Raw genomic sequence first — 24537 nt, forward strand, 5'->3', positions numbered from 1 at the left:
TGCGTTGGCACTGAAACGTCGAGTGGTGGTCGGAGTCGATTCCTCGACCCAGAGTTGCAAGGTCGTGAGCGTCGACGCCGACACCGGTGAGCTTTTGCAGCTGCAGAGCGCACCCCACCCCGACGGCACGAGCATCAACCCTGCGCGTTGGTGGGACGCCTTCGAGCAAGCCGGAGGCGCCGACGCGGCCGCTGGCGCCGGCAACGTGCTCGCTCTTGGTGTGAGCGCGCAGCAGCACGGCATGGTCGCCCTCGATGACACCGGCACGCCCGTGCACGACGCCCTGCTCTGGAACGATGTTCGCAGTGCCCCGCAGGCCAGAGCGCTCACCGAGCAGTACGGTGCCTCGATGTGGGCCGATGAGGTCGGCGTCGTGCCGGTCGCGTCGTTCACCATCACGAAGCTGGCCTGGATGCACGAGAACCGGCCCGAGCTCGCCGCCCGCGTCGAACAGGTGCTGCTGCCGCACGACTGGCTCACCTGGAACATTCTCGGCCGGCCCGTTGAGGCCACGACTGATCGCAGCGACGCCTCCGGCACCGGATACTTCTCGGTGCACAGCAACGAGTACCGCCTCGATCTGCTCGAGTCCGCCCTCGGCCGCGCAGCCAGTGTGCCGCGGGTGCTCGGCCCGTCGGAGCGGGCCGGGGTCACCAGCGGCGGCGTCATCGTCTCGGCCGGCGCCGGCGACAACGCCTCAGCCGCACTCGGCCTCGGGGCCGAAGAAGGCGACGTGATCGTGTCTATCGGCACGAGCGGCACCGTGTTCGCCAGCACCGCTGCCCAGATAGCGGATGCCTCCGGCTCGGTCGCCGGGTTCGCCGACGCCGTAGGCGGTCAGCTTCCCCTGCTCGCCACCATCAATGGCGCCCGCACGCTCGTGGCCACGGCCGGCATGCTCGACGTGAACATCGAACGCTTCGGCGCGCTCGCTCTGAGCGCCCCGATCGACGCCGACGGTCTGCTCATGCTGCCCTACCTCGACGGCGAACGCACCCCGAACCTGCCGGATGCCACCGGCTCGCTGACCGGCATGCAACGGGGCAATATGCGCCCCGAAAACCTGGCCCAGGCATCCGTTTTGGGACTGGTCTGCAGCCTCGCCGACGCACTCGACTCGCTGCGCAGCCAGGGCGTGCCCGTGCGCCAGGTCATTCTGATCGGCGGCGGCTCACAATCGCCTGCCGTGCAGAAGATCGCAGCGGATGTCTTCGGCGTGCCGGTCCTTCTGCCAGCCCCCGGCGAATACGTGGCTCTCGGCGCCGCCCGGCAGGCCGCCTGGGCCCTTGACGGCGAGTTTCCCGAGTGGAAGCGCGAGATCGCGACCGAACTCACGCCCTCAGCCGCCCGGGACTGGGCCGTCGACGTGCGCGCCCGCTACGCCGAGCAGCGCGGCTTGATCTACGGGGTTTGACACTAGGGGTACCCGATGAACCAGAGCAGCCAGATCGCGACGGGCTGCAGGGCGATCGAGCCCACGAGCAGGCCGCGACGCAGCGGCTTCGACCGGGCGATCATTGGGTCGCCGAGCAGCGGTGCCAGCGGCAGCAGCAGACGAAACAGGCTCTGCTGCGGCAGGAACACGGCCACGAGGTAGAGCGCGTAGCTCGCCGCATACGCGATGACGTCCGGCCGAAGCGGATGCAGCGCCCGCCGCGACAACCACCACCCGAACCCGGCCACGAGCAGCAGAACCAGCACGATGCCTGCCACGCCGAGGTAACGGCCGGCCATCAGGAACCACGGCGTGAGCGGCACGAACGACGTCCGGCCCACAAAGCCGGTCCACCACGACAACTCCGTGGCGAGATAGGCATCGTGCACGCCCGTGACGGCGCCGGCCACGAGCGGCCAGGCCAGCCCGGCCGCGGCAATGCTCAGCCCGGCGGCCACGATCGCCCAGCGCTCGCGCCAGGGGAAGAGCTCGCGTTCCCGCCAGCGCAGCAGCAGCATGAAAGCGAGGGCCAGCGACAGCGCGAGCACGCCCGGTCGGGTGAACGCGGCCACCGCGGCGAGCGGAATCATCAGCAGGTAGCGCCGCTCCATCATCGCCCAGAGGCTCGCGAACACCAGGAACAGAAACAGGCTCTCGGCGTAGGCCACCTGCAGAATGAACGACAGCGGCCCGAAACAGAACAGGGCCACCGCCCACAGCGCCGAATGGCTCCCGACTCGCGGTTCCAGCAGGCGGTGAAGCGCGAGCACGGCCAGGGCGCCGAACAGGGTCGCCACGAGCACGCCGGCCACGTAGAAGTCGAGGCCGGTCAGCTGCGCCAGACCGCGAGACAGCCAGGGAAACACCGGCAGAAACGCCCAGGCGTTTGGCTCGACGTGTCCGGCGGCATCCGTCGGCAGCTCGGTCGGATACCCGCGCAGCGCAATTTGTCGGTAGAACGAGCTGTCCCACGACCCTGAGAAGGTGAAGAAGTTAGGGTCGCGCCGGTAGCTCGCGAAGGTCCAGCCAGCCCGCGAGGCGACGGCGAACAGCGTGCCGAGCAGCGCCGTCGTGACGAGCCGCGACAGACCCCAGATCAGCAGCACGAGTCCCCACGGCGGCAGTCGGCCGAGGCGGGTGCGGAGCGCGCGCAGCCGCTCTGCCCCACCCCCGATCGTCATCGGTCCAGACTAGCTGTCAGCAGCAGCGTCCCTGCGGGTTCTTGTCCTGCCGGTCCGTCTGGTCGCGCCAGAATTCGCGCTCGGTCATGAGCGGATGCGGCGCGCGGCCTGCGCCCGCGGCATCCGTTTCGCATTCACTCGCGTGGTGCGCCACATACTTCTCGTAGGCGTCCTCGCCGAGAATCCCCTTAAGGAACCAGACCACGCCGCGGGCGCCCTTGCGGACGCCCGCCAGAACGGTCATCAGTGACCCTTGACCTTGATTTTTTTCTCCACCGGAAGGGCATCCCACTCGGCCTGTAGTACCTTTTCGGGCGGGGTCATGATGAACCCGGCCGGCGCGAAGATTTGCGACTGCACGGCATCGTCTTCACTCGTGGCACTGGAGTTCTTGCGGTAGGCGTTCCAGGTGGCCTGAATCGCAGTGAGGATCACGATGATCGCGAGCACGACGAAGACGATCGAGAGAACGCCCTGCACCATCGTGTTGCGCACGACAGCCTCCATGGCGAGAACGTTCGGGGCGGTGCCGAAGCTCGTCTCGCCAGCGGCGAGGGCATCGGAGAACGCGCGGTTCTGCGCGAAGTAGCCGATGGCTGGGGTAGTCGAGAAGATCTTCAGAAACGACGCTGAAATCGTGACGACAGCGGCGAAACCGAGCGGCAGTGCAACGACCCAGAGGTACTTAAACAGGCCCCGCTTGGCGACGATGGCCATGCACACGGCCAGGGCGATCGCCGCGAGCAGCTGGTTGGCGATGCCGAACAGCGGGAACAGCGTGTTGATGCCGCCGAGCGGATCCGTCACTCCCATGAGGAGCACGGCTCCCCAGGCGGCGACCATGATGGCCGTGGCGGCCCAGGCTCCGGGGCGCCAGGAAGTGTTCTTGAACTTCGGGAAGAAGTTACCGAGGCTGTCCTGCAGCATGAAACGGGCGACGCGGGTGCCGGCATCCACTGCGGTGAGAATGAACAGGGCTTCGAACATGATGGCGAAGTGGTACCAGAAGCTCATCATCGACGCGCCGCCGACGAGCTGCTGCATGATGTGGGACAGGCCGACGGCGAGCGTCGGGGCGCCGCCGGTACGGGAGACGATCGACTCTTCGCCGACGTTGGTGGCCATGTCGGTCAGCATGCTCGGTGTGAGGTTGACGCCGGTCAGACCGAGGCTGTTCACGAAAGCGACCGCGCCCTGCACGGTGCCGCCGGTGAGAGCGGGCGAGGCGTTCATGGCGAAGTAGATTCCGCGGTCGATCGACAGCGCGGCGACCAGGGCCATGATTGCCACGAGCGATTCCATGAGCATGCCGCCGTAGCCGATGAACCGGGTCTGGCGTTCCTTCTGAATGAGTTTGGGCGTCGTGCCAGAGGCGATCAGCGCGTGGAACCCAGAGAGGGCGCCGCAGGCGATCGTCACAAACAGGAACGGAAAGAGGGTTCCGGCAACCACGGGGCCGGTGCCGCTCGTGGCGAAGTCACTCACGGCCGGCACGCTGATCTCGGGGCGGATAATGACGATCGCGACGGCGAGCATGCCGATCGTGCCGATCTTCATGAACGTCGAGAGGTAGTCGCGCGGGGCCAGCAGCAGCCAGACCGGCAGAATAGCGGCGATGAAGCCGTAGATGATGATGCCCCAGGCGATGGTGACCTTATCGAGGAGCAGGTAGGTCTGGCCGAAATCGGTGCCGGCCACCATGCCGCCGCCGACGATGGCGGCGATCAGCAGTACGAAGCCGATGATGGAGATCTCGGTGATCTTGCCCGGGCGGAAGAAGCGCAGATAGCAGCCCATGAACAGGGCGATCGGGATGGTCATGCCCACCGAGAACACGCCCCACGGGCTTTCGGCGAGAGCATTGGTGACGACGAGAGCGAGGATGGCGACGATGATGACCATGATCACGAGGGTCGCGATGAGGGCAGCGGTGCCGCCGATCACGCCGAGTTCGTCGCGGGCCATCTGGCCGAGAGAGCGACCGCCGCGGCGCATAGAGAAGTGCAGAATCAGGTAGTCCTGCACCGCGCCGGCGAGTACGACGCCGACGATGATCCAGATGGTTCCGGGCAAGTAGCCCATTTGTGCGGCCAGTACGGGGCCGACGAGGGGGCCGGCGCCGGCGATGGCAGCGAAGTGGTGACCGAACAGGACGCGGCGATCGGTGGCGGCGAAGTCCTTGCCATCGGCCTTGTACTCGGCCGGGGTGGCCCGGCGGTCATCGGGGCGAATGATGTGCTTCTCGATGAACTTCGAGTAGAAGCGGTAGCCAATGAGATAGGTGCAGATCGCGGCGAACACGAACCAGATGGCGTTGACGGTTTCACCGCGCACGACGGCGAGCATGACCCAGCTGAGGCCACCGAGCAGTGAAATAGCCGACCAGATGATGATTTTGAGAGGCGTCCACTGACGATCGTGGGCGTCAAGCTCCTCGGGATCCAGGGCGACCGCGAGGTCGTGCGGAATTCGTTTCAGAGCGGTCGATTCTTCGGTCGTGCTGGACGAAGCGCCCATTTCTCCTCCTTGAGCCAAGGCAAATTCTGTGAATCTGCCTACTAACGTTACATCCGCGCGAGAAAGGCTCCGAACCAGAGCGGGAACTCGGGTCGGATCGAGCGCGTAAAATGGGTAACCGGGCACTCGCCCGCATTCTGCGCCTTCGACCATTGGAGCCACCGTGGCGACGCCCACTCATCTTGATTCCGTCATCGCCCTCGCCCGCCACCGCGGTTTTGTTTTTCAGGCCGGTGAGATTTACGGCGGTTCCCGCTCGGCCTGGGACTACGGGCCCCTCGGCGTCGAGCTCAAGGAGAACATCAAGAAGCAGTGGTGGCGTTCGATGGTCACCAGCCGCGACGACGTCGTCGGCCTCGACTCGAGCGTGATTTTGCCTCGCCAGGTCTGGGAAGCATCCGGTCACGTCGAGGTTTTCAGCGACCCGCTGATCGAGTGCACCAGCTGCCACAAGCGTTTTCGCGCCGACCACCTCGAAGAGCAGTATGAGGAGAAGAAGGGCCGCCCGCCCGAAAACGGACTCGATGACATCGCCTGCCCCAACTGCGGCAACCGTCACATCTGGACCGAGCCGCGCGCCTTCTCCGGACTGCTCAAGACCTACCTCGGCCCGGTCGATGACGAGGCCGGCATGCACTACCTGCGCCCCGAAACGGCGCAGGGCATCTTCGTGAACTTCGCCAACGTGCTGCAGGCGTCGCGCTTGAAGCCTCCGTTCGGCATCGGCCAGATCGGCAAGAGCTTTCGCAACGAGATCACCCCCGGAAACTTCATCTTTCGCACCCGCGAGTTCGAGCAGATGGAGATGGAATTCTTCGTAGAACCCGGCACTGACGAGACCTGGCACCAGTACTGGATCGACACCCGCATGAAGTGGTACACCGACCTCGGCATCAACCCCGAGAACCTGCGCCTGTTCGAGCACCCGGCAGAGAAGCTCTCGCACTACTCCAAGCGCACCGTCGATATCGAGTACCGTTTCGGCTTCACCGGCACCGAATTCGGTGAGCTCGAGGGCGTGGCGAACCGTGGTGACTTCGACCTGTCAACGCACGCTAAGGCGTCCGGTAAAGACCTCTCGTACTTCGACCAGACTAAGAACGAGCGCTGGACGCCCTGGGTGATCGAGCCCGCCGCCGGCCTGACCCGCTCGCTGATGGCCTTCCTGGTTGACGCCTACGTCGAAGAAGAGGTTCCGAATAATAAGGGCGGCGTCGACAAGCGCACCGTACTCAAGCTCGACCCACGCCTGTCGCCGGTGAAGGCCGCCATTCTGCCGCTGTCGCGCAACGAGAAGCTGTCGCCGATGGCCCGCGAGCTTGCCTCGAACCTGCGCCAGCTCTGGAACGTGGATTTCGACGACGCCGGAGCCATCGGTCGTCGCTACCGTCGTCAGGACGAGATCGGCACGCCGTACTGCATCACGGTCGACTTCGACTCGCTCGACGACCAGGCGGTGACTGTGCGCGACCGCGACACCATGGCGCAGGAGCGCGTTCCGCTCGCCGAGCTCGAGGCCTACCTGGCCGTGCGCCTCCGCGGCGCGTAGCGTGTGAACGGATGGTGGTGGCCGAGTCGGCCGCCACCATCCGCTGGTCGAGACCGCCATGGCCCAACGCCAGCCGGCCTCGAAAGCGGATGCACCGGCATCCGTCGTGCAGACTGAGACCATGAAAGCGGTCTATTTCGAAGAGTTCGGTGTTCTTCCGATGCTGCGCGAAGTGCCGGAGCCGCGTTTGAGTGCGGCCGGCGTGATCGTGCGGGTGGAGGCCACGGGCCTTTGCCGCAGCGACTGGCACGGCTGGCTCGGCCATGACGCCGACATCTCCCTGCCGCACGTTCCCGGGCACGAACTGGTCGGCGTGATCGATGAGGTCGGGCCGCTCGTGCGCCGGTTCCGAGCGGGCCAGCGGGTGACCGTGCCCTTCGTCTGCGCTTGCGGCGAGTGCCCGGAGTGCGACGCCGGAAACGGCCAGGTCTGCCGCAACCAGACCCAGCCCGGTTTCACTCACTGGGGCTCCTACGCCGAGCGGGTCGCGCTGCACCACGCCGACGTGAACCTCATCGCGATTCCGGACGACCTCGACGCCGGCGCCGCAGCGCTGCTCGGCTGCCGGTTCGCCACCTCGTATCGCGGGCTCGTGCACCAAGCCCGCCTCCAGGCGGGCGAAACTCTCGTGGTCGTCGGCTGTGGCGGAGTGGGCCTGAGCGCGATCATGATTGGGCAGGCGCTGGGAGCCACGGTGATCGCCGTCGACATCAGTGCCGATGCGCTCGACGCGGCGACTCGGGCCGGTGCGGCCCACGTGGTCAACTCGACCGGGCTCTTCGATGCCGAGGTGGTCGCACGCATTCGGGCGCTTACCGTGGACGGCGCGCAGGTGAGTCTCGAGGCGCTTGGCCGGGAGAATACCGTGGCTATCAGCATCCGCTCGCTGGCTACTCGCGGGCGGCACGTGCAGATCGGCCTGCTGGCCGACGACCCGCGGATGCCGCTGGGCACGGTGATCGCGCGGGAACTGACCGTGCTCGGCAGCCACGGAATGCCGGCCCACGACTACCCGGCGCTGCTCGACCTCGTACTGAGCGGCCGACTGCGCCCCGCGGACCTGATCAGCCGCCGCATTTCCCTGGCCGAAGCACCGGCGGCCCTCGCTGCCATGTCCACGCCCGGCGCGCCGGCCGGCGTCACGCTAGTCGAGGTTGCCCGCCCCTGACCGTCGCGCGCTGCCACCTTCGGCCCCTTGAACCGGGGAGGTCAGCTAGGAAGCTATGGAGCCGGCGGCATCCGCTGTACCGGCGACGGGCAGTGTGACGTCGATGCCGAACAGGGCGTCGAGGCCGGTCAGGTAGGCGTCTTGCTCGCCGGCGCGGGCCAGGTCGCGGGCGCGCACCATGGGGGTGTGCAGCAGCACGCCGGCCAAGTGACGCAGGGCCGACTCGGTGGCCTCACTCGAGTCGCCGCGGCTGCGAGCCCGGGCGATCTCGGCGTCGCGCAGCTCGAACACGTAGCTGCGCAGGGCGACGACGGCCGGGGTGAGGCTCTGTTCTTCGGCAACATCGGAGAACTTGCGGGCCGCCTTGCCGACGATTTCGCGGGCCTCGGTCGTGGCGTTGAGCTCTTCGAGCGGGGCGTGGATGCTGATGGTCTCGAGGTCGAGAAGCTCGACGCCGGGAACCAGGGTGACATCGGGGGCGACGTTGCGGGGCAGGCCGAGGTCGATGATGAGCTGCGGCGGTGCTTCGGGTCCTGAGTCGGCCGGGCACAGCCGGGCGGGAGCGTCGGCGGTGGCGCCAGCAATGGCGAACGGGTCCGTGCCGATCTCGGCACGACCACGGGCGATCAGGGCGGCATCGATCACGTGGTCGTCGCGCAGAGTGCAGGTGACGACGACGTCGGCACGGGCCACCTCGGCGGCGAAATCCTCGGCGGGTACGGCGTCAATGTCGTGCGAGGTGGCGAATCCGACGGCCCGGCCAGAGGGCGAGTACACGCGCACGTTCTCGGCTCCGCGGTCACGCAGGGCGGCCAGCGAGGCGCCGGCATAGCGTCCGGTGCCGACCAAAAGCACGCGAGCGCTGGACCAGTCGCTGACCCGGCTTTCGGCCAGCTCGAGGGCGAGGCGCACGATCGAGCGGCCGGCCGATCCGATGCCGGTGCGGTTCTTCACGCCGCGCGAGGTCTGCGAGGCCCGCTGAAACAGACGCTCGAGCTCGGGGCTCGTGGTGCCGTCGGCGCGAGCCTGCTCGAGCGCGCGGCGCACTTGGCCGGCGATTTCGACCTCGCCGACGACGACGGATTCGAGCCCGCTGGTCACCGCGAACAGGTGCTCGGCCACGCCATTGCCGTGCACGAGGGTGAGATTGTCGCGCAGAACGTCGATATCGAGGCCGCTCGAGGCGCTCACGGCCTCAATCGCGGCGTAGACGGCGGGCAGCGGCGACACGCCGTAGGGCTCATCCAGGTCGAGGTAGGCCTCGAAGCGGTTGCAGGTCGCGACGACGACGGCACCGCTGAGTGGCCCATGCTGCTCAACCATGCGGGTGGCCGAAGAGCCCCCGCCCACAGACAATTTCTCCAGCACATCGAAGGTGGAGTTTTTGTGGCTGGCGGAAAGAAGAATGAGCACTAGCCGATTCTACGACTTCTTGCTGTACGCTTCCGTCGCGCGCCGTCAGGGATATTTGAGAGAATGGGTGTGATGATCCTCGACGCGCAGCATCCACTCTCCTCCGGCCTCACCGCCGACTCCCGCCTGATCCAGGCCTACCAGGGCACCCGGCCCGCCGTGACCCCGGTGTGGTTCATGCGCCAGGCCGGGCGATCGCTGCCCGAATACCGCGAATTGCGGGTCGGAACGCGCATGCTCGACGTGTGCCTCGACCCCGAACTGGCGAGTGAGATCTCGCTGCAGCCGGTGCGCCGCCACAACGTCGACGCGGCAATCTTCTTCAGCGACATCGTCGTTCCCCTGAAGCTCGTCGGGGTCGACGTGTCGATCGTGGCCGGCAAGGGTCCCGTTCTCGGCAAGGCCGTGCGCACCAGAGCGGATGTCGACGAACTCACCTCCCTCGACCCCGCCACTCTGGAGGAGGCCCTCGCGCCGATTCGGGGCGCCGTGGCCCTGGCGGTCTCGCAGCTCGGGTCGACCCCGCTGATCGGCTTCGCCGGTGCCCCGTTCACCCTCGCCGCCTACCTGGTCGAGGGCGGTCCCTCCAAAGACCACATCCACGCACGAACCCTGATGCACTCCGAGCCTGAGGCCTGGGCAAAGCTCATGGCCTGGACCGCCGATGTCACCGGCCGGTTCCTGCGTGCCCAGGTGGTCGCCGGCGCGAGCGCGGCCCAACTGTTCGACTCGTGGGCCGGAGCGCTCTCGCTGGCCGACTATGCGGCATCCGTTGCTCCAGCCTCGGCTGCGGCGATCGCCCACGTGCGCGATCTCACCTACACGGTGCCCGGCGCCGACGACGTCTCGGTTGATCGCAACGTGCCGATCGTGCACTTCGGCGTCGGCACCGGCGAACTACTGAAAGAGATGCACAACATCGGAGCCGACGTCGTTGGCGTTGACTACCGCGTACCGCTCGACGAGGCCAACCGCCGGCTCGGCGGCGCGGTTCCGGTGCAGGGCAACGTCGACCCGGCCCTGCTCGCAGCTCCCTGGCCGGTGCTCGAAGCGCACGTGCGCGACGTACTCGAACGCGGCCGCAGCGCACCCTCCCACGTACTCAACCTCGGCCACGGCGTTCCGCCCGACACCGACCCCGACGTGCTGACCCGCCTGGTCAGCCTCGTGCACGACGTGAGCGCGGCCGAGTAGGAGCAACAGAATGATCGACGTTCTCGTGATCGGCGGGGGAGTAGCCGGTCTGGTGGCCGCCCGTGAATGCGCTCAGGTTGGTCTGGCCGTCACCATCATCGAGGCAACGGATGCCGTCGGCGGCCCGGTCGCCGGCCACGTTCTCGACGGGCTCAGTCTTGACAGCGGAGCCGAGAGCTTCGCCGTGCGCGGCGGAACCGTCGCCGCTTTCGTCGAGGACCTCGGCCTCACCGACCAAATCGTCGCCCCCAACGTGGCCGGCGCCTGGCTGCACCTGCCCGCGCTCGACTCCGGCTCGCTGTCCCGCGCCCGCGCCCGCGCCCGCGCAAAGAAGGTCGCCGCCGGAACCGCCCTGCAACGCCCGTCAGCGGATGCCTCGGTGAGCGTTCCGCTCCCCAAGGCCGGCGTTCTCGGAATTCCCGGTTCCCCACTCGCCGACGACGTGCGCCGCGTGATCGGCTGGAAGGGGTCGCTCCGCGCCTACCTCGACCGGCTCATGCCGGTGCTCACCATCGGCCGGGAGCACAGCCTCGGCGACCTCGTGAAAAAGCGCATGGGCGCGCGAGTACTCGACCGCCTGGTCGAACCGGTTGCCTCCGGCGTCTACACGACGAGCGCCGTCGACCTCGAAATCGACGTCGTCGCCCCCGGACTCAACCGCGCCCTCACCACCGCCGGCTCGCTCTCCGGCGCCGTCTCAGCCCTGCGGTCCGGCGCGCCCGCCGGCTCCAACGTCGGCGGGCTGCTCGGCGGCATGGCCAGCCTGCCCGCAGCCATCGTGACCGCCCTCGAGCGCCACAACGTGAGCATCCTCACCGGCACGACGGCCGAAACCCTGGCTCGCTCCGGTACCGACGATGCGCCGACCTGGTCCGTCACCGTCACGCGCCCCGCGGATGCCGCGCCCGCCGACCCGGCTGACCCGATCGACTCAGCTGACCCCGCCGACGTCGGCACCACGACCCAGACCATCACCGCCCGCTACGTCATCATCGCGACTCAGGGAGCCCAGGCGCTGCGACTGGTCAATCCGCTCGGCGCCCGGTTCGATGCGCTCGCCGAACTCGACTGGCCGGCCCCGACCGCGGTGACCCTCACCTCGCTCGTGCTCGATGCGCCCGCCCTCGACGCTCACCCGCGCGGCACCGGCGTGCTCGTCTCGATCGACGCCCCCGATGTCACCGCGAAGGCGCTCACGCACGTCACCGCAAAGTGGGCCTGGGTCGCCGACGCGGCCGGCCCCGGCCGGCATGTCGTGCGGCTGTCCTATGGCCGGGCGGGTCACCCCAACCCGACCGATGACCTCAGCGATGTTGAACTGCAGGCGCTCGCCCTGCACGATGCTGCCACCCTGCTCGGTGTGCCGCTTCCGGCCGGCTGCGTGCGCGCCTTCGCCCGCACCGAGTGGCGTGACGCGCTGTCACCGGCCACTCTCGGTGCGCCCGAACGCGCCCAGCTGGTGCACGAGGCCGTGGCCGCGACGCCCGCACTGGAGATCACCGGTGCTTGGCTGGCCGGAACCGGCCTCGCCTCGGTCATCCCGCACGCCCTCGAGGCCGGCGACCGCATTCGGCACGCCGCCCTCGGCCTGACCATCACCGCCCCTGACCTCTAGCGGACGCCGAAACTGTGCACTTCCTGTATTGATACGAGCGCGGTGTGACATACCCGGGCGCACCCGAGACCGAAACGGCGAACCGGGTTACTCTGGGGAGACCTTACGAAAGTGGAGACTCAATGCGCGGAAAGCTTCTGTTCATCACGGGCGGACTCGTCGGCTACGTGCTCGGTGCACGCGCCGGCCGCAAACGCTACGACCAGATCGCCGCCGCTGCCAATGATCTCTGGAACGCCAAACCTGTGCAGCGCCGGGTGACCGAGGTGCGCGATGCCGCCCTCGATCTGGTTGGAGACGTTCCCTCCACCCTGTATAAGGCCGGCAAGAAAGCGGTCAACCAGGCGGTCGCGAAGAAAAAGCAGGCTTCCACCCCCGCCGTGACCACCCCAGCCGCCAAGGCGAGCACGACCACGAGTCGAACGGCCGCCGCAAAGCCGAAGCCGAAAGCGACCCCTAAAGCCAAGCCCGTCGAAGACGATTCCGACGCGCAGTAAGCCCGACGGTAACTCGTAGAATTCTCAGACACCCGAAACACCGACACCCGAACCTAGGGAAGGCAATCCGTGACTAGCAGTGGATTCAACCCGAAGAGCAAACGCCCGTTGCTCGCCCTGATCGGGGAGCTGCCCGGCCAGATCAGTGCCCTCGTCAAAGCCGAACTGGATGCCTTCAAGGCCGAGTTCGCCACGAAGGCCAAGAACTTCGGGGTTGGTGCTGCCCTCTTCATCGTGGCCGGAGCCATCCTCTTTTTTGCACTCGGAGTGTTCGTCGCCCTCGCGGTGATCGCGCTGGCTCTGGTGTTGCCGCTCTGGCTGGCCACCCTCATCGTGGCGGTGGCGCTCGTGCTGCTCGCCGTCATCCTCGTGCTCATCGGTGTCAATCGGGTGAAGGCAGCCACGAAACCAGACCCCGAGGGCGTGCACGCGAGCATCCGCCTGGACGCAGATGCATTCAAGGGAGTTGGCGAATATGACACCAAATAGCGGCACGCAAACCGAGAAGCACGGCATCGGCGATCTTCGTGCCGAAGCGCGGCACGCGCGGGCCGAACTCGCCTCGACGCTCGACGCGATCGAGTACAAGTTCAACTTGCCCAAACAGCTGCGCATCAAACGGCGTCAGCTCTCCCACGCCCTGCGCCAGCTCGGCGAAGACAGTCCGGCCGCTCTCGTGGGCATTGCCGTCGGAGCGGCGACCGTCGTGGGCGTTATCGTCTGGTTCGGAGCCTCAGCGGTGGCCAAGAACCGCTAGTTCCCACCAGGCCCGCTCGGTCGGTTCACAGGAACCGGTGGGCTCATTTTGGTGCCGGGCGCAATACAGAGCAAACTAGAGCCATGACTCACCCGGCTGCCGGAGAGGCAGTACCCAGCGTTCAGCCCACCACCCCCACCGATTCCGAGGTACCCGCGGCTTCGCCGCAAGGCTTCACCCTCTTTACCGTTCTGCGAAAAGATCCGCACAATCCCGACGACCTCGACGGCCGCGATGTACCGCACGCCGTGAACGAGCTCGACGATGTGCTGGCCCTGATCGAAGCCGAGGGCGTCACCGTGCGCGGCTTCTACGATGTCTCCGGCCTCAAGGCCGACGCTGACGTCATGATCTGGACCCATGCGCCCGAGGCTGAAACCCTGCAATGGGCCAACCGCGAACTGCGCCGCAGCCGCCTGCTCAAGAGCCTGCTGCCCACCTGGAATGCCATGGGCGTGCACCGCGACGCCGAATTCAACAAGAGCCACGTGCCCGGCTTTCTGCGCGGCATCGAGCCGAAGGCCTGGCTCACCATCTATCCCTTCGTGCGCAGCTTCGAGTGGTACCTGCTTCCCGAGGAAGACCGCAGTCGCATGCTTGCCGACCACGGCCGCAAGGGTGCCGCCTACCGCGGAGCCATCGCCAACACTGTCTCGGCCTTCGCCCTCGGCGACTACGAATGGCTGCTGCCGATCGAGAGCGACGAACTCACCGAGCTCGTCGACCTGATGCGCGGCCTGCGCGACACTGAAGCCCGCCGCCACGTGCGGGAGGAGATCCCGTTCTTCACCGGACGCCGAATCTCGACCGCAGAGCTCGTCGAGGTGCTGCAGTAATGGCACAGTACGACGCCGTCCTGCTGGCCGGTTTCGGCGGACCCGAAGGGCAGGACGACGTTATCCCATTCCTCCGCAACGTGACCGGAGGCCGCGGCATCCCCGAGGAACGCCTCGAAGAGGTCGCCACGCACTATCGCCACTTCGGCGGCATCAGCCCGATCAACGACCAGAACCGCGTGCTCAAGGCGGCACTGCAGGTGGAGCTCGACCGGCGCGGCATCGACCTGCCCGTGATCTGGGGCAACCGCAACTGGGCGCCGTACTTGAAAGACACGATCAGTGAGGCGCACGAGGCCGGCCAGAATCGCCTGCTCGCCATCGCGACCAGTGCGTACAGTTCCTACAGCGGATGCCGCCAGTACCGTGAAGACTTCGCCGCCGCGCTGACCGACAAGGGCCTGAACGACACGGTGCACATCGACAAGATCCGCCAGTTCTTCGACCACCCTGGTTTCGTGACCCCGTTCATCACCGGCGTGACCCAGGGACTGGCTGACGTCGTGGCAGCTGTCCCCGGCATAAACGTCGACACCGAGGTCGAGATCCTGTTCTCGACCCACTCCATCCCGATGACCGATGCGAACAAGAGTGGCCCGCCCGAGCGCGGCTTCAGCGAGGGCGGTGCCTACGAGGCCCAGCACCGCGCCGTTGCCCAGGTCGTCATGGACTCCCTCGTGGAACCGGACGATTCCTCGGTGCCGCTCAAGACGCAGTGGCAGCTTGTCTACCAGTCCCGCAGCGGCCCGCCCAGCATGCCGTGGCTCGAACCCGACATCAACGACGCGATCGCCCTGCTGCCGGCCCGCGGCATCCGTGCCGTCATCATCGTGCCGCTCGGTTTCGTGAGCGACCACATGGAAGTTATGTGGGACCTCGATAACGAGGCGATGGAGACGAGCGAGAAGTTCGGCATCACGGCGGTGCGTGTGCCGACCCCCGGTGTGTCGCCCGACTTCGTCAGCGGCCTCGTCGACCTGATCGAGGAACGCCTGAACGACACCCCGGTGGAAGACCGCCCGGCCGAGACCACTCTCGGACCCTGGTACGACGTTTGTCGCCCCGGTTGCTGTGAGAACGTGCGCCTCGGCTTCAAGCCGGCCGTCGCCGGAATGGCGCCATGACCGTGATCCGCGTGGGCACCCGCGCGAGCGCCCTGGCGCTCGCGCAGACCCAGACCATCGTCAACCGCATCGCGGCTTCGGCCGGTGTCGAGGTCGAAATCGTGCGCGTCACCACGCACGGCGACACCTCGACCGAGCCGCTCTCGAGCCTCGGCGGCACCGGCGTGTTCGCGAGCGCTCTGCGCGAAGCCCTGCTGAACGATGAGTGCGACGTCATCGTGCACTCGTTCAAGGATCTCCCGACCGTGCCCCACCCGGGCCTCGTTATCGGCGCAACCCCCAAGAGAGCGGATGCCCGCGACGTGCTCTGCGCGCGCGCCGGCTTCACCCTGGACACCCTTCCCGAGGGCGCCCGTGTGGGAACGGGCTCGCCGCGCCGGGTAGCCCAACTGCTGGAGCGTCGCCCCGACCTCACGATCGTGGACATTCGCGGCAACATCGACACGCGCCTCGGCCGCGTCGCCGAGGGCGACCTCGACGCCGTCGTGCTCGCCGCCGCCGGCCTCGGACGTCTCGGTCGGCTCGATTCGCTCGCGCCCGAATTTCTCGACCTGTCGGCCTGGCCGACCGCTCCGGGCCAGGGTGCGCTCGCCATCGAGGTGTGCGCCGGCAGATCGGAACGCCTGCTCGGCGTTGCGCTCGCCGCCATGAACCACGCCTCCACTCAGGCGACGACCACCGCCGAGCGCACGGTTCTGGCCCGCCTCGAAGCCGGCTGCGCAGCACCGATCGGCGCGACCGCGGTCGTCGACGATGGGCTCCTCTTCCTCACCGCCACCGTGTACAGCCCTGACGGTTCCCGGAAGGTCACCAGCTCGCACGCGGCGACCCCCGATTCGCACTCCGCCCTCCATCTCACCGAAGCCGCGCTCGACGTGGCCGAACGAGTATCCATAGATCTTCTGGCCGGTGGCGCGGCCGAGTTCTCTCCCCTGAAAGTGACTGAGTGACCCACGTGACCAATCGAATGACCAAGCCTCTCGCGGGCTGGCGAGTTCTCGTTCCGCGCGGCGGACCCTGGGGAGACCAGGTGGCAGCAAATCTGCGGGCCAAGGGTGCGCATCCGATCGTCGCCCCCATGATCAACTTCGCCGCGACCGACGACGCCCCAGCCCTCGACGCGGCGCTGACCCGCCTCGCCGCCGGCGATTTCGACTGGATGACCATCACGAGCGCCACGACCGTCGACGTTCTGTCGTCGCACCGTGCGATCATCGCACCGGGAACACGCGTCGCCGCGGTCGGCGAGACTACAGCGGCCGCGCTCATCGCGGCCGGATACCACGTGGACATCGTCCCCTCCGAAGACAACTCCGCCCGCGGTCTGCTCGAGGAATGGGAGACCGCTACGGCCGGGGTCATCCCGTTACGCGTGCTGACCCTGCGCAGCGAGATCGCCAAGCCGCTGCTCTCCGAGGGGCTGCGCCGCGTCGGCCACGACGTGCAATCAGTCGTCGCCTACCGCACCATCGGTGTTCCGGTCAGCGACCAGGTCGTCGCCGATGTGAAAGCGGGCCTCGTGCACGCCGTTCTCGTGACGAGCGGCAGCGTCGCACGCCAGGTGCGCGAGCAGTTTGGCGACATTCCTGAACGCACACTCGTAGCCTGCATCGGTCCGCAGACGGCGAAGGACTCGCGGGCCCTGGGACTGCGCGTCGACGTTGTCGCCTCCGAACGCAGTGCCGAGTCGCTGATCGAAGCACTCGTCGACGCGGCGCTCGCGGGAGCCGCCCCGGCGGCCTGACCGAGCAGGTAACGAGCGGATAACGAAACGTACAGCCTGGCGGCGTAAGGTACAGGGGTGACCAACCCCGTTATTCGCCCCCGACGCCTGCGCACCAGCCCCGCGCTTCGTCGCCTGGCCAGTGAAATTCGTGTCCACCCGGCGGAGCTCGTTCTCCCTATGTTCGTGCGCGAAGGCGATGAGCAACGCCCGATCAGCTCGATGCCCAGCGTCGTGCAGCACAGCATCGATAGCGCCCGACGCGCTGTGGTGCAGGCAGCCGAGGCCGGCGTGGGCGGTGTCATGCTGTTCGGCGTGCCCGAAGTGCGGGATGCGATTGGTACCGGCGCGACCGACCCTAAGGGAATCCTCAACCTCGCCACCCGCGCACTGGTCGACGAGATCGGTGACGCGCTCGTCGTGCAGACCGACCTGTGTCTCGACGAATTCACCGATCACGGTCACTGCGGCGTGCTCGCGGCCGACGGCCACGTCGACAACGATGCCACCCTCGAGCGTTACCGCGACATGGCGCTGGCTCAGGCCGCGGCGGGTTCCGCCCTGCTCGGTCTCTCGGGAATGATGGACGGTCAGGTCGCCGCCGTGCGGGGAACCCTCGACCTCAACGGCTTCGAAGACACCGCCGTGCTCGCCTATTCGGCCAAGTACGCCTCCGCCTTCTACGGCCCGTTCCGCGAAGCCGTCGCCTCCACCCTGGTCGGCGACCGCCGCACCTACCAACTTGACCCGGCCAACCGGCGCGAGGGTGTGCGTGAGGCCCAGCTCGACATCGACGAAGGCGCCGACATCGTCATGGTCAAGCCGGCCGGCAGCTACCTCGACGTGCTCGCCGAAGTTGCCGCCATGAGCAATATTCCGGTTTGGGCATATCAAGTTTCCGGCGAATACGCCATGATAGAGGCCGCTGCCGCTCAGGGCTGGATCGACCGCCGCCGCGCCGTCGAAGAGTCGGTCCTCAGCATCCGCCGGGCCGGAGCCGACGCCGTACTTACCTATTGGGCCGTTGAACTGGCCACCTGGCTCAAGGAGGAGCGAGCATGACCAACACGATGTCGACACCCGTGGAGCACGCACCCACCCACAATGACGAACTGTTCGACCGCGCCCGCCGAGTGATTCCCGGCGGGGTCAACTCGCCGGTACGCGCCTTCGGCTCGGTCGGCGGCACCCCGCTCTTCCTGGTGAAGGCGGCCGGCGCCTACGTCACCGACTCCGACGGCCGCGAGTACGTCGACCTGGTCAATTCGTGGGGACCGGCGATTCTCGGCCACGCGCACCCCGAGGTCATCAAGGCCGTTCAGGATGCCGCCGCCCTCGGGCTTTCGTTCGGCGCTTCAACGCCGGCCGAGACTGAACTGGCCGAGCTCGTCGCTGAGCGGGTCGGCGCGGTCGAAAAGCTGCGTCTGGTCTCCACCGGCACTGAAGCCACCATGACCGCCATTCGCCTGGCCCGTGGGTTTACCGGTCGTGACCTGCTGATCAAGTTCGCCGGTCACTATCACGGCCACTCCGACGGCCTGCTCGCCCAGGCCGGCTCCGGCCTCGCCACGCTGGCTCTGCCCGGCTCGGCCGGCGTCACCGCCGCCACGGCGGCACAGACTCTCGTGCTGCCGTACAACGACCTCGACGCCGTGCGGGCTGCGTTCGAGGCACATCCCGGTCGAATCGCCGCCATCATCACCGAAGCCGCCGCCGCCAACATGGGTGTCGTCGCCCCGGATGCCGGGTTCAACGCCGCGCTGTCCGGGATCGCGCACTCCAACGGCGCCCTGCTCATCCTCGACGAGGTACTCACCGGCTTTCGCGTCAGTCGCTCCGGTTTCTGGGGCCTGGAGACCAGCAGCCTCGAGTCGGCCGGGGAAGAGTTCTACACGCCCGACCTGCTCGCCTTCGGCAAGATCATCGGCGGCGGACTGCCCGTCGCAGCCCTCGGTGGCCGAGCCGACGTGATGGACTTTCTCGCACCGACCGGCCCGGTCTACCAGGCCGGAACCCTCTCCGGTAACCCGGTCGCGGTCGCGGCCGGCATCGCAACGCTCAATCTGCTCGACGAGAGCGTGTACGACCGGCTCAACGCGACCGCCATCATCCTCTCGGAGGCTGTGTCAGCGTCCCTCGCGGCCGAGGGCGTCGCACACCGGGTGCAGCGGGCCGGCAATCTGTTCAGCTTCGTGTTCGGCGAGGAGGCGCAGGGCTCAGCCCCGCGCACCTACGCCGACGTGCAGCGCCAGGAGGCGTTTCGCTACGCACCGTTCTTCCACGCCATGCTCGACGGCGGTGTTTCGTTGCCGCCGAGCGTGTTCGAGGCCTGGTTCGTCTCGGACGCCCACGACCAGAGCGCCATCGGTCGCATTTTCGAGGCACTTCCCGCTGCGGCCAAGGCGGCGGCCGCCGCTACGCCCCAGGGTTGATCTGCAATTAACCAGACGGATGAGCGTGGCTGGCCACGCTCATCCGCTCGTGTTGGAGAGATCCTGCGTTGGCACGTCACGGCTTTTGTTCGCGTCAGACAACAGGTTTTCGGTCGAAACCGGGCAGACTGGAACAATGGCTTCCCTGAGCGTGCATTCCGACCGGCTCGAGATCCACCTGACGCGCGCGGAAAGAACCCTCGCGCTTAGACGTGAGTCGATCGTGGTGCAGCGAGAGAACATCCGCTCGGTGATCATCACCGAGGATCCGTGGATCTGGCTGCGCGGGATTCGCGCTCTTGGCTCGATCGTTCCGCTCGTCGTGGCCGCCGGAACCTGGAAGTTTCACGGCGGCAAGGACTTTGTCTCGATCAAGCGTCACCGCCCGGCCGTGGTGATCGACCTGGTCAACGAAGAATTCGCCCGCGTCATCCTCACCAGCCAGCACGCGGCCGATTTCGTCGACTCGCTCAAGTTGCCGGCCTAATTCCGGCAGCTGACGTTACGGCTACGGCTGCGTCACCGCGATCGCGGAGAGATCGTCAAAAGAAACCGTCATCGGTGTCGTCGCCGACCCGCTGATATAGGCGGACAACCCAATCGAGCCGGCCTGCTGCAGGGCGGCTGTTGCGTCTGTGCGGCTGAGCGGCCAGGTCGTGGGCTCCATGGTGCCCGCCGCCCACACTTTGGCCCGAATCGTCGTCGGCGCCGTACCGAAAACTTGCAACCGCACGTGCAACTGATCGTTGGTGGCGTAGCTCAGCCCGGCGATAGTGTTCGCTTGCAGGGTGGTGCCGCCGCGCATGAGCTGCAGCTGCACGGCGCCGGTCGCGAGAACTTTGACCCGCGCCCGATAGTCGTCGGTGCCGACGCGCCGGCCGATCAGTGACACGTAGGTGCCGGCTCCCGTCGTCGCCTGTTGCAGTGACGTGGTGACGGTTAGATCGGTGCTCTCCGAGGAGACGCCAGCCAGATAGCCGTTCGCCGATCCTCCGGCGGCCACACGCAGGTTAGCGGCGCCAGCGGTCACCGAATAGTTGCTGACTGTGCCGGTCGTGGTCCAGGCGCCGCCGATATCGGCCGAGCCGAGTCCTCGGCTGAAGTCGCGAGTGAAGGCATCCGCTGCGATGCCGGCGGGCACCGGTGGCGGCACTGAGACCGTGACCGAACGCGTGGTCGTGTCGGTGGCGCCGTCATTGTCCGTGACGGTCAAACTGATCGAGTAGGTTCCGGCAGCGGCATAGGAATGCTGCGCGGTCTGGCCGGCGCTGGTGGCGTCGTCACCCCAAGACCAGGCGAATCCGGTGATGGTCCCGTCGGAATCTGCCGAAAGCGAGGCATCCGCTGAAACCGCAAGCTGGTCGGTGGCCACGGTAAATGCGGCGGTCGGCGCCGCGTTCTGCGGTACGGGCGTGGCGGTGCCGAGCGAATAGTGTTGCGCGATCACGGTGCCGCTGAGCGGACGCGGATAGACGGCGACATCGTCGATGGTGCCGACGAACCACGGGCTCGACGAGTTCCACGTGTTGTCGCCGCCGATGCGCCAATATCCGGGGTACCCCTGGGCACCCGATTGCGGATTCGTACCGACGAGGGTGCCATCAACATAAAGCGCCATCCCAGCAGTGGACTGCTGGGCGAGCACGTAGTGCGGCGCTCCATCGTTGTAGCTGGCGCCGGTCACGATGGTGTTGGTCTGCCCGGTCCAGGTGCCAAAGACCAGGCGACCGTCGTCTTGCAGGTAGACGTGTCGATCATAGTTGTCCGATAATCCGGTCGAAGCGCTTCCGAAGCCGATGATCTTTCCACCCTGAGTTGTCGTCGTGCTGAACCAGGCCTCGAGCGCATAGCTGTCGGGAGCATCAATCCGGGTGTCACTGCTGACGATCCCGCCGCTAAACGAAGCGGCCGTGTTGCTCGTGCCGTTGACCAGTCCGTCAGTGCCGAGCCTGACCGAGCCCGAGTAGGTTCCAGGCTGATTCGAAGCCGATGAGTCGATTGCTTTCGTTCCACTCGACTCACCCAGACGCCAGTACAAGTCAGGTTCAGCGTTGTAGACGGCCGCGCCGTAGGCGTCGGTTGGAGCGGATGCGACGGGGCTCGTTCGGCCGGAGGCCACGAAGTGCGCCACGATCTGGTTCTGCGTGAGGGGAGTGGAGTACACGGCGACCTGGGCAATGTCGGCGGCAATGAACGCGCTCGTGGGCTGGCCCGGCCAGCCATTGAGACTGTCCCCGCCAATGCGCCAGAAACCCTGGTAGTCCTGCCCCGACGTGACGCTGGCACGTTGCGCAACCTTCTTGCCGTCAATCGACAGCGACATGCCGGAGTTGCTCAAACTGGCCACGATGTGATGCCACTGGCCATCGTTGTAGGAGGCAGGCGACGTGATCGTCTGCGCCCCGCCCGGGTAGACACCGAACCAGACACGACCGCCCGTGTCCATGTACACGTGCCGGTCATAACCGGTGCTCTGGCCGGTAGCGCTGTTGCCGAACCCGATGATCTTGCCGCCCTGTGTGCTGTCGGTTTTCACCCAGGTCTCGACGCTGAACGAATTCGAGGGGCTCTGGGCGTTGTTGGTCGAGGCGAATCCGGTCTCCGTGCCGTCGAAGCGGCTCGCCGGGGTGGCCGTGCCCTCGATTGGGCCGGGAACACCGGGGCTGACTCCGGCGTTTCGGGTCAGGTCGGCGCCGCCGGTCCAGTCGAAGGCCGTGGCACCGGATGCCTCATTCAGCGGCCAATACGATCGGGGCGAGTCCGCAAGGATGTCCGCAGAATAGTCGCTGAGGCTGCCGGAGGCGATGGTGACGCTGGCCGTGCCGCCGGTTTGCATATTACCGAACGGGTCGGTGACCCGAATTCGATAGGAGTAACTCTGCCCCGGCGTGAGCCCGGTGTCGGAGTACGAGAGCGTCGGTCGATTCCAGTCGGAGGAGAGTCCCTGAATGCTGGTGACGGCGACACCATCCCGCAGTACTTCATAGGTGAGTTTCTCGTTGTCGCGATCGTAGGCTGACTTCCAGCTCAGACGTGCTGTTCCGCTCACGAACGAGGCGACCGATGGCACGAATGCCGAGGGGGCGAAGGCGGCGTTGGCGACACGCGGTCCTTCCTTATTCGGGGCGATGGTGGGCACGGCGAACCGGGCCAGGCCCTGTTGGCGTTTGTTGTTCACGGTCGTGAATTCGCCGCCGTAGAGCAGGTACTGGGCATTGGCTGTCACCTGCCACGGACCCTGGCCTTGCCCGGTGAAGGTGCCGGTGTTGATGTCGGGATAAAACGCCAGCAGGTTAGGCCGAGGGGTGCCCTCGAAGTTGTAGTAGCCGTGCTTGTCGGCCGTGATGGCGCCGCCGACATCCATGCTGAAGGCCAGGGTACGGTGGTAGGTCCACGGCTCGGATTGCTCGAAGCCGCCAATGTTGCCGCAGTAATGCGCGTGCTCGGTCGTGTACACCTTGTCGCCGGCCGGCACAGCAGAGTAGGTGTCGCCGTGGCAGTCTTCGACCCAGATCAGACTGCCATCGTCCCAGCTGGCACGGAATGTTCCCTCGAGATTGCCGCCGCTGCCGAAGACGTAGCCGGTGCCGAACACGCCGTCGGCCGATCCGGTCAGGCTCAGGATGGCGGCCTGGCTGCCACCGTTACGAATCAGATTGTTGATCTTCCACGGCAGGGAAGCGCCGGTTATGGAATCGGTTGCGGCCATCCCGTATCCGGGGTTGGAGCTGCCGTTATAGGTCGTGAATGAGCCGCCGATGACGACCTTGCTTCCGTCGGGAGAGGCGACGAGGGCATTGATGTTGCCACCGGCCGGCGTGCCCGACCAGGATTGCAGGGCGCCGGTGGCGCCATTGAACGCCGCCATCCTCGCGCGGGGCTGACCGCCTGCCGACGTGAACGAGCCGCCCGCGTAGACGCTGTTGCCCGCAAAGGTGAGCGCTTTGACGCCCGCGTTGATAACCGGTGCCCAGCCGGGAATGAGCGTGCCGCTCGTCGTGTCGAACGCGGCTATGCGAGACCGGCTGGAGCCACCCACGCTCGTGAAAGCGCCTGCGGCGAACAGCCGCGACCCGTCGGTAGATACGGTCAGGGCGCGGACAGCGCCGTTGACGTTGGGGTTGAAGGATGCGACCAGAACGCCGGTGGTGAGGTTGTAGGCCAGCAGGTTGTTGCGTATGACCTCGTTCACGCCGGCGGCGGAACCGGCTGGTCGTGAGCGGGTGAACTCGCCCCCGACATAGACGGTGTCGCCCACAATGAGTTGGGTCCAGACGACCCCGTTGATTTGCGCAGTGGGGAGCGAGTCCGCCGATACCGTCACGGGGGATGTCGCATCCGCAGGGAGGCTGTCGGCGCTCGCTGTCAGTGGCCCCGCGAGCACCCCGGAAACGAGTGCGGCAGTTGCAACCACGGCCAGGAACCGATTTTGGGCAGAAAATAGCTCACTCACCAGAGGTGCCTCACTTTGACTGTATTCGCAGCCGCAGGGTCGCCACCGCACAGATCGGAGCTTAGTGAGGGATTCTCAGGGCAGTAACTCCCCCAAGCGGGGGGTGGAATGGTCGCTGAATTAGGGGGTTTCGCTAGGTGACGTCTTTCTTCCAGCTCACGGAACGGCCGATCACGGTCGAGACCACGGCGTAACCGACCAGCTACGCGAACAAGAACAGCACGAAGCCGATCAGCGGAAGCGTGCCCTGAATCAATGCCGCGCGAGCATAGCGAGCACCATCGATGCGGTCGTGAACAACGCGAGCGCGAGGCCCGCTTCGGGGAGGCCGCCGAAGTGCAAGCCGAGGCCCACGACAGCGCCGATGCCCAGGAACAGGTTGTAGAAGCCCTGGTTGTACGCCATCGGTTTGATGGCGGGTCGGGGCGGGGGCAGTGGCAGGACAGCGTCGTAGCGGTCGAACGGGTCATTTTCGAATCGGGAGGAGCACGGGACGGCGGCTAGAACGGTTGCGCGTCAGGGTCGCAAGTGTTCCATGGGTTGGGCACGGGTGGTGCTGGAATGGTCGGCGGGGGTGGTGCTGGCGCGGTGTGTTGGAGGTGGGGGCTGATGCGTGTGGCGGGGTCGGTGGCGTAGTGTTTGC

The 24537-nt window shown here is 66.8% G+C and carries 21 protein-coding genes; 15 read left to right on the plus strand and 6 right to left on the minus strand.

Going from position 1 to position 24537, the window contains the following annotated elements; all coding sequences use genetic code 11:
* The first annotated feature begins 4 nt into the window (after positions 1-4).
* Complete coding sequence (xylB, locus tag CXY77_RS04125; RefSeq protein ID WP_233197215.1) at positions 5-1414, plus strand: xylulokinase; 1410 nt, start codon at positions 5-7, stop codon at positions 1412-1414.
* 2 nt (positions 1415-1416) lie between these two features.
* On the opposite strand, the gene CXY77_RS04130 is transcribed toward xylB, so the two are convergent.
* The 3 genes from CXY77_RS04130 to CXY77_RS04140 are packed head-to-tail and all read right to left on the minus strand — an operon-like array spanning position 1417 to position 5133.
* Positions 1417-2616 carry a hypothetical protein gene (locus CXY77_RS04130; protein WP_104129739.1) on the minus strand — a complete coding sequence of 400 codons (1200 nt, stop codon included), beginning with the start codon at positions 2614-2616 and terminating at the stop codon, positions 1417-1419.
* A 16-nt stretch (positions 2617-2632) separates the two neighbouring features.
* Positions 2633-2863 (minus strand): YbdD/YjiX family protein, encoded by a 231-nt coding sequence (locus CXY77_RS04135; protein ID WP_369831287.1) that lies wholly within the window; start codon positions 2861-2863, stop codon positions 2633-2635.
* A complete protein-coding gene (locus CXY77_RS04140) occupies positions 2860-5133 on the minus strand; it encodes a carbon starvation CstA family protein (protein WP_092338595.1) in 2274 nt (757 codons plus the stop codon). Before CXY77_RS04140 ends, CXY77_RS04135 begins: the two co-directional genes overlap by 4 nt.
* Positions 5134-5296: 163 nt before the next feature.
* On the opposite strand from CXY77_RS04140, the gene CXY77_RS04145 reads away from it, so the two are divergent.
* Both CXY77_RS04145 and CXY77_RS04150 read left to right on the plus strand, forming a co-directional pair.
* Complete coding sequence (locus tag CXY77_RS04145) at positions 5297-6682, plus strand: glycine--tRNA ligase (protein WP_104129740.1); 1386 nt, start codon at positions 5297-5299, stop codon at positions 6680-6682.
* 121 nt (positions 6683-6803) lie between these two features.
* Positions 6804-7850, plus strand: a complete 1047-nt coding sequence (locus tag CXY77_RS04150; RefSeq protein WP_104129748.1) for an alcohol dehydrogenase catalytic domain-containing protein — start codon at positions 6804-6806, stop codon at positions 7848-7850.
* A 45-nt stretch (positions 7851-7895) separates the two neighbouring features.
* Here CXY77_RS04150 and CXY77_RS04155 read toward each other — a convergent pair whose 3' ends face one another.
* Positions 7896-9263 carry a glutamyl-tRNA reductase gene (locus CXY77_RS04155; protein ID WP_104089871.1) on the minus strand — a complete coding sequence of 456 codons (1368 nt, stop codon included), beginning with the start codon at positions 9261-9263 and terminating at the stop codon, positions 7896-7898.
* 72 nt (positions 9264-9335) lie between these two features.
* Between CXY77_RS04155 and hemE the strand changes: the two genes are divergently transcribed.
* The 12 genes from hemE to CXY77_RS04215 all read left to right on the plus strand — a co-directional run bounded on the left by hemE (position 9336) and on the right by CXY77_RS04215 (position 19928).
* Positions 9336-10457, plus strand: a complete 1122-nt coding sequence (gene hemE, locus CXY77_RS04160) for a uroporphyrinogen decarboxylase (RefSeq protein ID WP_092338601.1) — start codon at positions 9336-9338, stop codon at positions 10455-10457.
* A 10-nt stretch (positions 10458-10467) separates the two neighbouring features.
* Complete coding sequence (locus tag CXY77_RS04165) at positions 10468-12072, plus strand: NAD(P)/FAD-dependent oxidoreductase (protein WP_104089869.1); 1605 nt, start codon at positions 10468-10470, stop codon at positions 12070-12072.
* 122 nt (positions 12073-12194) lie between these two features.
* A complete protein-coding gene (locus tag CXY77_RS04170; protein ID WP_174774965.1) occupies positions 12195-12569 on the plus strand; it encodes a hypothetical protein in 375 nt (124 codons plus the stop codon).
* 69 nt (positions 12570-12638) lie between these two features.
* The gene (locus CXY77_RS04175) at positions 12639-13058 is read left to right on the plus strand and encodes a phage holin family protein (RefSeq protein WP_092338604.1); all 420 of its coding nucleotides are present in this window, start codon (positions 12639-12641) and stop codon (positions 13056-13058) included.
* Positions 13045-13326, plus strand: a complete 282-nt coding sequence (locus tag CXY77_RS04180) for a hypothetical protein (protein ID WP_233197216.1) — start codon at positions 13045-13047, stop codon at positions 13324-13326. Before CXY77_RS04175 ends, CXY77_RS04180 begins: the two co-directional genes overlap by 14 nt.
* Positions 13327-13409: 83 nt before the next feature.
* The gene (hemQ, locus tag CXY77_RS04185) at positions 13410-14162 is read left to right on the plus strand and encodes a hydrogen peroxide-dependent heme synthase (RefSeq protein ID WP_092338606.1); all 753 of its coding nucleotides are present in this window, start codon (positions 13410-13412) and stop codon (positions 14160-14162) included.
* The gene (locus tag CXY77_RS04190; protein ID WP_092338608.1) at positions 14162-15286 is read left to right on the plus strand and encodes a ferrochelatase; all 1125 of its coding nucleotides are present in this window, start codon (positions 14162-14164) and stop codon (positions 15284-15286) included. The genes hemQ and CXY77_RS04190 overlap by 1 nt, the downstream gene beginning before the upstream one ends.
* Positions 15283-16236 (plus strand): hydroxymethylbilane synthase, encoded by a 954-nt coding sequence (gene hemC / locus CXY77_RS04195; protein WP_104129741.1) that lies wholly within the window; start codon positions 15283-15285, stop codon positions 16234-16236. Before CXY77_RS04190 ends, hemC begins: the two co-directional genes overlap by 4 nt.
* Positions 16237-16253: 17 nt before the next feature.
* Entirely contained in the window at positions 16254-17030 is a 777-nt protein-coding gene (locus CXY77_RS04200; RefSeq protein ID WP_092338803.1) for a uroporphyrinogen-III synthase, read from the plus strand.
* A 57-nt stretch (positions 17031-17087) separates the two neighbouring features.
* On the plus strand, positions 17088-18071 hold the full coding sequence (gene hemB / locus CXY77_RS04205) for a porphobilinogen synthase (protein WP_104129742.1): 984 nt from the start codon (positions 17088-17090) through the stop codon (positions 18069-18071).
* On the plus strand, positions 18068-19441 hold the full coding sequence (gene hemL, locus CXY77_RS04210; RefSeq protein WP_233197217.1) for a glutamate-1-semialdehyde 2,1-aminomutase: 1374 nt from the start codon (positions 18068-18070) through the stop codon (positions 19439-19441). The genes hemB and hemL overlap by 4 nt, the downstream gene beginning before the upstream one ends.
* A 136-nt stretch (positions 19442-19577) precedes the next feature.
* Entirely contained in the window at positions 19578-19928 is a 351-nt protein-coding gene (locus CXY77_RS04215; RefSeq protein WP_092338614.1) for a hypothetical protein, read from the plus strand.
* A gap of 21 nt (positions 19929-19949) precedes the next feature.
* Here CXY77_RS04215 and CXY77_RS04220 read toward each other — a convergent pair whose 3' ends face one another.
* Positions 19950-23894 (minus strand): LamG-like jellyroll fold domain-containing protein, encoded by a 3945-nt coding sequence (locus CXY77_RS04220; protein WP_104129743.1) that lies wholly within the window; start codon positions 23892-23894, stop codon positions 19950-19952.
* Between the two features lie 252 nt (positions 23895-24146).
* Entirely contained in the window at positions 24147-24299 is a 153-nt protein-coding gene (locus CXY77_RS04225) for a DUF1304 family protein (RefSeq protein WP_233197218.1), read from the minus strand.
* Positions 24300-24537: the final 238 nt, after the last annotated feature.

Source organism: Cryobacterium sp. N21 (assembly GCF_002929575.1).
GTDB lineage: Bacteria > Actinomycetota > Actinomycetes > Actinomycetales > Microbacteriaceae > Cryobacterium > Cryobacterium flavum.